Origin of the sequence: Streptomyces graminilatus, from assembly GCF_001418565.1 — a bacterium.
Taxonomy (GTDB): domain Bacteria; phylum Actinomycetota; class Actinomycetes; order Streptomycetales; family Streptomycetaceae; genus Streptomyces; species Streptomyces graminilatus.
The window spans coordinates 1-9,266 of record NZ_LIQQ01000378.1 but is presented as its reverse complement, the minus strand read 5'-3'; the positions used below and the strand labels follow the sequence as shown (position 1 = coordinate 9,266).

Genomic DNA, 9,266 nt, shown 5'->3' with positions numbered 1-9,266 from the left:
GGCGCCCCCGGCGACCAGCGCGGCCACCTTGGCGTACCCGGCGGCGCCGAACCAGCCGAGGACCGCGATCGGCACGACGGCGGGGATACCGCTCGCGACCTCCTTGATCTGGCCCGCGGCCAGCCGGCACCTGGCGCACTCCTCCAGGTGCTTGCGCAGTCCCCGTTCGGCGCGGGTGCGCAGCCCGCCCCGGGCGTAGGCGCCGAGCCGGTCGGCGTAGCGGGAGCACTCCTCGTCGGTGGTGAGGGTGGCGCTGACGTGGGCCTGGAGGTAGGCCTGCTTGAGCCCTTCGCGGGCCCGGCTGGCGAGCACGCGCGTGCCGTTGGCGTCGAGCCCGAACAGGGTGGCGACCTCGCTGGGCGACTCGTCCTCGACCTCGGTGTGCCACAGCACCGCCTGCCACCGCTCGGGCAGCGACCGGAACGCCCGCATGGCCATGGACCGCTCGGCCTCGTGCATCGCGCGCACATCGGCGCCCAGGTCGAGGGTGTCGTTGTCGGCGGACACCGCGCCGAGCCCCTCCGAGCCGTGCGCGGCCTGCGCCGCGAACACCGCGAAGTCGTCGACCAGTTGCTCACGCCGCGCCGACGTCGTCCAGTTCGCGGCCACCCGGCGGACGGACGTGAGCAGATAGGCGCGTACGGCGTACTCGGGCCCGGAGCCGCCGCGCACCGCCTGGAGCATGCGGGCGAAGACCTCGGCGGTGAGGTCGTCGGCGGTGTGGCCGTCGCGGCAGCAGGTGCGCGCGTACCTGCGTACGGCGCCGGCGTGGCGCCGGTACAGCTCCTCGTACGCCGTGTCGTCGCCCGAGCGCATCCGCCCGATCAGGTCGGTGTCGGACGGCGGCAGCTCGATGGGCGGCGGCAGCACACTGTCCGCGCGGGGCGGCAGCACACTGCCCCCGCGCTGCGGCGGCACGCTGCCCTCCATCGGATCGTCGAGGTACTCCGGGTACCCCGAGTCGTCCGACCGGCCCACCGAGCCGCCCAGGTACTGGACGTACTGGACGCCTCCGGGACCACCCTGGTTCGGCACCTGTGGCGAGACCTGTGGGTGTGGCGAGACCTGTGGCGAGGACGGCCCGCCGCCGGCCTCCAAGTCACCGTCACCGAGTGACTCGTCCCGTCCGTCAACGCTCATCGCGGAAAGCCCCCGCCGCCTGCACAGCCGCCTGCACATCGAGTCCCGAACACCGGCACCGGGTCAGAGTGCCATATTGGCTTTTGTTCAGGGCACTTGGAGACGAACCAACCACTCGTCCGTGGGGACCTACCGCACCGAGGTACTAACGTTCACCCGAACGGGGAATGCTCAACCAGCTTTCCCCGCAGGGGAGTTGGCCGCTCCACCCGACTTGCCCGGCTTCGTTCGACCAACCCCAACCCCAACCCCAATCTCAATCTCAATCCCAGCCCCAATCCCAATCCCAACCCCGATCCCGATCCCGATCCCGATCCCGATCCCGATCACAGCGTCCGCGACCGCAACCCCTCCAACAGGATGTCCAGCAGCCGCGACGAGGCCGCCGCCTGCTGCGCGGCGTCCGGCAGCGAGGGCGCCGCCGTCGCGATCACCAGCAGTACGTCCGACACCGACACGTCCGGCCGCAGCGCGCCCGCCTCACGCGCCCGGTCCACGAGCCGGCCCACGACTTCGAGCAGCGCCACCGCGCCCGCGTCGTCCGCGCGCGCGCCCGCCGAGGCATCGCCGGACACCAGCCGCAGCTCCCCGGGACCGATACCGGACCCGGACCCGGACCCGGAACCGGTCTGCTGGTTCCGCTGCTGAGGCACCCGCGGCTCTTCGAGCCCAAGGCCACCGGAACCACCGGAGCCGACAGAACCGAGAGGACCACCAGAACCGAGAGGACCACCAGAACCGACAGGACCACCAGAACCGACAAGACCACCGGAACCGTCCTCGTCCGCCACGCCCACCCGCAGTATCTGCGGCGGCAGCAGCCGCCCGGCGCCCGAGGCCACCGACGTCCGCAGGAAGCGCGACAGCGCGGACCACGGCTCGTCCTCCTGCCCGAGAGCGGCCCGCGCCTGGTCGGTCAGCCGGGCGGTCTCCTCCTCGGCTATCCGCCGGACCAGGACGTCCTTGCTCGGGAAGCGCCGGTACACCGTGCCGACACCCACCCGCGCGCGCCGCGCCACGTCCTCCATCGGCGCGCCGTACCCCAGCTCGCCGAAGACCTCACGTGCCGCGCGCAGTACGTGCTCCAGATTGCGCTGTGCGTCCACCCGCAGCGGCGCCGAACGCGATGAGTCACCGCGTCCGTTGCCCGCCGCCGCGCCGATCGGTCCGCCTGGTCCACCTGGTGCGATGGTGGACGCGGATGTCCAACGAGAATCCTGAATGTGCATAATGTTCCCCCGGTAATGAAGTCTCCCCCCGGAGACTCCCCGCCATTGGCAGCCGGAGCGTGCGGAACAGCACTGAACAACGGGCCCACCCGTCGCGGCGGACCCGAAAGAGCGCATCCCCCTACACCCCGTCGACCTACGAACATAGTTGAGCGAGGGTCAATTCAGAAGGGGCACGTTCCGCACAGGGTGCCGCCCGATCGGAGTACGCGCCGGTTACGTCCCGCTTGCGCCCCCCACCACCACCCCGCTCACACCCGCTGACCTGCGCTTGTGCCCCGCAGGCCGACGATTCGGGCAACGTTGCGACCTGGTGGCCGAAGGTCACACAAATTGCCGGGCCTGTGGACAAACGCGAGCGCCGGGTGCGTCATGGGATGGTGAAGGAACGTGCGCGCATTCTCGTTGTCGGCGGCGGCTACGTCGGGATGTACACGGCCCTGCGTCTCCAGCGGAAGCTCCAGGAGGAGCTGAAGCGGGGCCGGGCCGAGATCACCGTCGTCACTCCGGACCCGTACATGACCTATCAACCGTTCCTCCCGGAGGCCGCCGCGGGCTCCATCTCGCCCCGCCACGTCGTCGTACCGCTGCGCCGGGTCCTCGACCGGTGCCGGATCGTCGTCGGCGAGGCCATCGCGATCGACCACGCCAAGCGCACGGCGACCCTCCGCACCCTCGCCACCGAGGAAGAGGGGACGGGGGCCCAGCAACTGACGTACGACGAACTCGTCCTCGCCCCCGGCTCCGTCTCGCGCACCCTGCCGATCCCCGGCCTCGCCGAACACGCGATCGGCTTCAAGACGGTCGAAGAGGCCATCGGCCTGCGCAACCACGTCATCGAACAGATGGACATCGCCTCCTCCACCCGCGACCCCGCGATCCGCGACGCGGCCCTGACCTTCGTCTTCGTGGGCGGCGGCTACGCGGGCGTCGAGGCCCTCGCCGAGCTGGAGGACATGGCCCGCTACGCCTCCCGCTACTACCACAACGTCAAGGCCGAGGACATGAAGTGGATCCTCGTCGAGGCCTCGGGCCGCATCCTGCCCGAGGTCGGCGAGGAGATGGGCAAGTACACGGTCACACAGCTGCGCCGACGCAACATCGACGTACGGCTGGAGACCCGCCTCGACTCCTGCGCGGACCGCGTCGCCGTCCTCAGCGACGGCGCCCGCTTCCCCACCCGTACGGTCGTGTGGACCGCCGGCGTCAAACCCCACCCCCTGCTCGCGGCCACCGACCTCCCGCTGAACGAGCGCGGGCGCCTCAAGTGCACCGCCGAACTGAGCATCGAGGGCACCACGCACGCGTGGGCCGCGGGTGACGCCGCCGCCGTGCCCGACGTCACGGCGGCACCCGGCGCGGAAACGGCCCCCAACGCCCAGCACGCGGTCCGCCAGGCCAAGGTCCTCGGCGACAACATCGCCCACTCCCTGCGCGGCGAACCGCTCGAAACGTACTCCCACAAATACGTCGGTTCAGTAGCCTCCCTGGGACTCCACAAGGGCGTCGCACACGTCTACGGGCGCAAACTGAAGGGCTACCCCGCCTGGTTCATGCACCGCGTCTACCACCTGAGCCGGGTGCCCACCTTCAACCGGAAGGCCCGGGTACTCGCGGAATGGGTCTTGTCGGGACTCTTCAAACGGGAGATCGTTTCTCTCGGTTCACTCGAACATCCCCGCGCGGAGTTCGAACTCGCGGCCGGTGGAAAGCCGTCGCGGCACCCCAATCAGGACCCGAAGGGGTCGTCCTGACCCGATCCAGGAACTCCACCGACGCGGCCGGCGTCTGAAGGATGCCGGCCCGGTCGGCCACCCTGCCAGACTGACTCCACGCCCCTCTTCTCTACCCACGAGGCATTCCGTACGTGCTGTATCTCCCGGGGACCGCCCCCCGTACCTCCGGCCGACCCGCTGCCGGCCTGTGCCGACGAACACGAGGCAAGGATTCGTGAACTTCACGCGCTGGAGCGCCCGACTTCCCGGAACGCAGCGCCGTGCGGCGGCGCGGGCCGATCACACGATCACTCCGGACCGGCTGCCGGACCGACTCGGCGAGGGCACGAGCTCCGGCTCGGGATCGGGCTCCGTGCCCGCCGCCCGCGCCGAGCAGCTCACCGACGGGACACCCTGCCTCCCCGCCGTCGACGACCTGCCCACGCGCGAGATCCTCGACCGGATCCCGGCCCTGGTCGCGATCGTCCACGGCCCCGACCACCGCATCGCGTACACCAACGACGCCTACACGGCGGCCTTCGGCGTACGCGCTGAAGGCGCCCCCGCGCGGGACGCGGCCCCCGAACTGGACGAGCTCGGCCTGCTGCCCCTCCTCGACCAGGTCCTGCGCAGCTCCAGGCCCCGCACGGTCAAGTCCCGCAAGGCGCACAGCGGACGCTCGTACACGATCACCTGCACCCCGACCGAGGTCACGGCCACTCCCGAAGGAAGTGGCGGCGTCCTCATCTTCGCCGCCGACGTCACCGACCACGCCGAGGCCGCCGAACGCCTGCGCGCCAGCGAACGCAGCCAGCGCGAGACCGCGGTGACCCTCCAGCGCTCCCTCCTCCCCCAGGAACTGGAGGAGCCGGACGACCTCCGCGTCGCCGCCACCTACCACCCCGGCGGCACGGAAGCGGCGGTGGGCGGCGACTGGTACGACGTCATCACCCTCGGCGGCGGCCGCACGGCCCTCGTCATCGGCGACGTGATGGGCCGGGGCGTGCGCGCGGCGGCGGTCATGGGCCAGCTCCGTACGGCGGTCCGCGCGTACGCCCGGCTGGACCTGCCCCCGCACGAGATCCTCCAGCTCCTCGACGGCCTCGCCACGGAGATCGACGCCAACCAGATCGCCACCTGTGTGTACGCCGTCCACGACCCGAACGAGGGCAAGCTGGTGTACGCCTCGGCGGGCCACCTCCCGATCCTGGTCCGGGACGAGAGCGGCGTCGTCCAACGGGCCGACGAGCCGACGGGCCCGCCGCTCGGCACGGGCGGCTGGATGCACGCCTCGGGCTCGATCCCGCTCACCCCGGGCTCCACGGCCGTCCTCTACACCGACGGTCTGGTGGAGCGCCGCAACGAGGACCTCGACGAGGGCATCGCCGCCCTGGAACGCGCCCTGTCGGGCGCCACGGGCAGCCCCCAGGTCGTCTGCGACCGCCTGGTCCGCTCGGCGGGCGTCACCGCCGACCACGACGACGACGTGGCCGTCCTGGTCCTCCAGCACCCGGCCCGCACCGGCCCCGACAGCGACCTGTTCCGCAACGCGGCCCTGGATCTCCTGGGCGGTGTGGAAGCGGCCCCGCGCGCGCGTGCGTTCGCCTCCGGCGTCCTGACGAGCTGGCGCTTCCCCGTCGAACTGCACGACGTGGGTGTCCTGGCGGCCAGCGAACTCGTCGCGAACTCCCTCCAGCACGGCACACCCCCGATGCGGCTGCGCCTGCGCCGTACCGACCGCCGCCTGATCGTCGAGGTGACGGACGGCGACGACCACCTCCCCCTGCGCCGCACGGCGGAACCCGGCGACGAATCGGGCCGGGGCATCGCCATCGTCGCGACGGTCGCCACCAGTTGGGGAGCCCGCCGGACACCGGGAGGCGGAAAAGCGGTGTGGTGCGAGTTCGTACTGCCCGGGGGCAAGGTCGCGCACATCCCCTAGTCGAACCCGCTGCCGCCTGCTAGTAGCTCCTGCATGGCAGATTCGGCAGATCCCACAGGGTTCCCCCTCCAAGACAACGCCACACACGACGCCACGGAACACTACGAGCGCTACAGCGCGCCCATAATGGCCCCCTTCGTCACCGCGGCCGTCGAGGCCACCGACCTCTTCCCGGGCGCCCAGGTCCTCGATCTGGCCTGCGGCACCGGCTTCGTGGCCCGCGCCGCAGCCGCCCAGGTCGGCCCCACGGGCCACGTGGCCGCCGCCGACCTCCTGGAGGCCATGCTCACCACCGCGGCCCGCCACGCGCCCCGGATGTACCCGGACATCGAGTTCACCCAGGCCCCGGCCGACAAGCTCCCGTACCCGGACGACTCGTTCGACGCGGTCGTCTGCCAGCAGGGCGTCCAGTTCTTCCCCGACCTGGAGGCCGCACTCACCGAAGCGGCCAGAGTCACCCGTCCGGGCGGCCGGTTCACAGCCACGGCCTGGACCCCACCCGCGGACCGCAACCCGTACATGGCAGCCCACCTCAAGACCCTCACCGAACAAGGCATCCCGGAGGCGATGGCACGTTTCGCCACCTCCCTCTCCTGCCCCGCCGACCGCCTCACCACCGCCCTGACGACCGCCGGCTTCCACGACATCACGACCCGCGAGATCACCTTCGCGATCGCTTTCCCGGACCTCACGGACTTCATCACCGGCCACCTCAGGGCCGTCCCCTGGGGCCAGTCGCTGGAACAGGCGGGCGGCCCGGCGGGCTTCACCGAGGCAGCGCGGACAATCCGCGAAGCCCTGGCCCCCTACACGGCCCCCGACGGCTCGGCGACCCTCCCCTTCACCACGACCCTGGCCACAGCCACCAATCGCCCCACTACGCGCTAGCGACGGCGGACTCCACCGGAGCCCCGCCCCGCACGACCACCCGGCTCCGCCGCGCCAGAGACGGCTGATTCTGTACGGGGGTCAGTTGCCGTCCCAGCCGTACGGCGAGGACGCTGATCCCCAGCGAGAACAGCAGGAACATCACGATGTACGGCCCGTGCAGCGAAGCCCCGAGCGGCCCGCCCACCGCCGGACCGACAGCCAGCGCGAGCTGCTTCACCAGGGCGAACGCCGAGTTGTACTGCCCCGCCATCCCCTCCGGCGCCAGATCGGCCACCAGCGGCGCGACGGTCGGCGACAGCATCGCCTCGCCGAGCCCGAACAGCGCGTACGTCGACACGAACGCGGCGGTCGCCATGGCCTGGCTGCCGTGCCCGAGCCCCGCGTATCCGGCCACACCCCACGCCACGGCCCAGAGGATCCCCACGGCCGCGATCACCCGGGACCGCTTCTGCCGCTCGACGAACCGGAGCACCGCGAACTGCGCGACCACGATCACCGCGGTGTTCGCGGCCAGCGCCGAACCGAGCGCGGACGTCGAGATCCCGGCGGCCTCGACCCCGTACGCACTCAGCCCCGACTCGAACTGCCCGTAACAGGCGAAGAAAAGAACAAACCCGAGCACGCACAACTGCACCATCGCCCGGTTCCCGAGCAGCTCCCTCCAACTGCCCTTGGCCTGAGCCGGCGCCCCGTCGATCCGTACCGAACGAGGCATCCGAACGCTCGCCATGATCACGGCGAGCAGCAGGAACATCGCCGACTCGATGGCGAACAGCAGGGTGAACGAACCGACCCGGGTCGTGTCCACGAGATGCCCGCCGATGAGCCCGCCGACGCCGAGCCCGAGGTTCTGCAGAAAGAACTGAGTGGCGAAGGCCCGCGACCGCGTCTCCGCCGACGAGAAGTCCACGATCATCGTGGCGAGCGCCGGCTGCATCACGGCCTGCCCGGCCCCCAGCGCCACGGCGGCGAGGAGTACGGCGGTCGCGTCGGCCGCGAGCCCGAGGCCCATCGAGCCGACGGCGGCGGTGACCAGGGCGACGAGCAGCACCGGCAGCGGGCCGCGCCGGACGATGGCCCGCCCGGCGAACGGCAGCACGATCAGCGCCGAAACGGCGAAGACAGCGAGCACCAGCCCCGCCGTCATGGCTCCCAGTCCCCGCACCTGCGCCACATAGACGTACAGGTAGGGGACGGTGAAGCCGAGCCCGAACGCGCTGAGTGCGTTGCCCACGTGGATCCGACGCATCTCCGCGCCCATCGCCCTGGTCACCTTTCACCTGCCTTGATCGTGAAGTCGTACGCCTAGCGAAAGGGTTAGGAGTGAAGACTTCGAAGCTAAAGTTAAGACATGAACAGTACATCTCGAAGGACTTCGACGCCAAGCGCCCGCGATGGGATACTGCGCACATGGGTGACACCCCCGCCGTCGGCGAACCGACGCTCGATGAGCAGATCGCCGCCTACCAGCGCGAGTTCAGGGACCTGGACCCCCAGGTCGAGAAGATCGTCGCGGCCCTGGGCCGCCTGAACCGCCGTATGAACGTCGCGTACGGCCGCCAGACCGCGACCCTCGGCATCAGCAACGCCGAGTGGGAGGTCCTCAAGGCGCTGGTGCTCTCCGGTGCTCCGTACCGCATGGGCCCGGGCGAGCTGGCGAAGCGGCTGGGCCTGACGCCGGCCGCGATGACCCACCGGATCGACCGCATGGTGACGGAAGGGCTGGTCACCAGGGAGCGCGACGAGTCCAACCGGGTCCGGGTGATCGTGGAGCTGACGTACGAGGGCCGCGAGAAGTGGCTTGAGGCGATGCGTCTGGCCACGGTCTTCGAGGAGGACCTCCTCCAGGACCTCTCCCAGGACGAGCGTGCACGCCTCGGCGATGTCCTGACCCGCCTCCTGCGCCGCGTGGAGCACGCCCAGCCGGACGCCGGCGGACGACTCAGCGACCTCGACTAAAGATCTTGACAGGGGTGGTCGGGGGTGAGAGGGGGGCGCTTGACAGCCCCCTGCCCGATCCGTAAAGTTCTCCGGGTTGCCACGGGGCCGTAACGGTTCTGCGGAAGCACCTCCGCCGCAGCAGCGGCAACCCAAACCATCAGCATGATCTCCCAGCCGGGTTGATTTCGGTGTGCCCGAATTCAATTCGAATGGGGCTCGATGGAGCTCAGCGGCCCGATTGGGAATCGCCGAGAGGATCCGCTAAGGTTTGAAACGTCGGAACGGCCCAACAGCCGGGAAGACAAGCCCAACTGACTGGGAATCAGGCCCGAAAGGATCTGATAGAGTCGGACTCGCCGGAAAGGGAAACGCGAAAGCGGAAACCTGGAAAGCACCGAGGAAATCGGA

7 protein-coding genes are annotated in these 9,266 nt (G+C 70.6%); 4 read left to right on the top strand and 3 right to left on the bottom strand.

Features of this window, described 5'->3' with window-relative positions; translation table 11 throughout:
* Together AOK08_RS29595 and AOK08_RS29590 are read right to left on the bottom strand one after the other, a co-directional pair.
* Positions 1–1,140: sigma-70 family RNA polymerase sigma factor (locus AOK08_RS29595; protein WP_157876857.1), on the bottom strand; the 1,140-nt coding region annotated here is incomplete at its 3' end.
* 326 nt (positions 1,141–1,466) lie between these two features.
* Positions 1,467–2,369 carry a TetR/AcrR family transcriptional regulator gene (locus AOK08_RS29590; protein WP_055531742.1) on the bottom strand — a complete coding sequence of 301 codons (903 nt, stop codon included), beginning with the start codon at positions 2,367–2,369 and terminating at the stop codon, positions 1,467–1,469.
* Positions 2,370–2,746: 377 nt separating this feature from the next.
* Here AOK08_RS29590 and AOK08_RS29585 point away from each other — a divergent pair, with 377 nt between their 5' ends.
* From AOK08_RS29585 to AOK08_RS29575, 3 genes are all read left to right on the top strand, one after another.
* Entirely contained in the window at positions 2,747–4,123 is a 1,377-nt protein-coding gene (locus tag AOK08_RS29585) for an NAD(P)/FAD-dependent oxidoreductase (RefSeq protein ID WP_055531741.1), read from the top strand.
* Positions 4,124–4,319: 196 nt separating this feature from the next.
* Complete coding sequence (locus AOK08_RS29580) at positions 4,320–6,026, top strand: SpoIIE family protein phosphatase (protein ID WP_055531740.1); 1,707 nt, start codon at positions 4,320–4,322, stop codon at positions 6,024–6,026.
* Between the two features lie 33 nt (positions 6,027–6,059).
* Positions 6,060–6,914: a class I SAM-dependent methyltransferase gene (locus AOK08_RS29575; protein WP_055531738.1), complete on the top strand. Its 855-nt coding sequence runs from the start codon at positions 6,060–6,062 to the stop codon at positions 6,912–6,914.
* On the opposite strand, the gene AOK08_RS29570 is transcribed toward AOK08_RS29575, so the two are convergent.
* The gene (locus AOK08_RS29570) at positions 6,904–8,178 is read right to left on the bottom strand and encodes an MFS transporter (RefSeq protein ID WP_055531736.1); all 1,275 of its coding nucleotides are present in this window, start codon (positions 8,176–8,178) and stop codon (positions 6,904–6,906) included. The genes AOK08_RS29575 and AOK08_RS29570 overlap by 11 nt on opposite strands.
* A gap of 149 nt (positions 8,179–8,327) precedes the next feature.
* Between AOK08_RS29570 and AOK08_RS29565 the strand changes: the two genes are divergently transcribed.
* Positions 8,328–8,876: a MarR family winged helix-turn-helix transcriptional regulator gene (locus tag AOK08_RS29565; protein WP_055531734.1), complete on the top strand. Its 549-nt coding sequence runs from the start codon at positions 8,328–8,330 to the stop codon at positions 8,874–8,876.
* The last annotated feature ends 390 nt before the right edge of the window (positions 8,877–9,266 follow it).

What these genes read in the sequence shown, in the direction of transcription:
- AOK08_RS29590 (WP_055531742.1), bottom strand. Translation starts at nt 2,369, where the DNA reads ATGCACATTCAGGATTCTCGTTGGACATCCGCGTCCACCATCGCACCA.
- AOK08_RS29585 (WP_055531741.1), top strand. Translation starts at nt 2,747, where the DNA reads ATGGTGAAGGAACGTGCGCGCATTCTCGTTGTCGGCGGCGGCTACGTC.
- AOK08_RS29570 (WP_055531736.1), bottom strand. Translation starts at nt 8,178, where the DNA reads ATGGGCGCGGAGATGCGTCGGATCCACGTGGGCAACGCACTCAGCGCG.
- AOK08_RS29575 (WP_055531738.1), top strand. Translation starts at nt 6,060, where the DNA reads ATGGCAGATTCGGCAGATCCCACAGGGTTCCCCCTCCAAGACAACGCC.
- AOK08_RS29565 (WP_055531734.1), top strand. Translation starts at nt 8,328, where the DNA reads ATGGGTGACACCCCCGCCGTCGGCGAACCGACGCTCGATGAGCAGATC.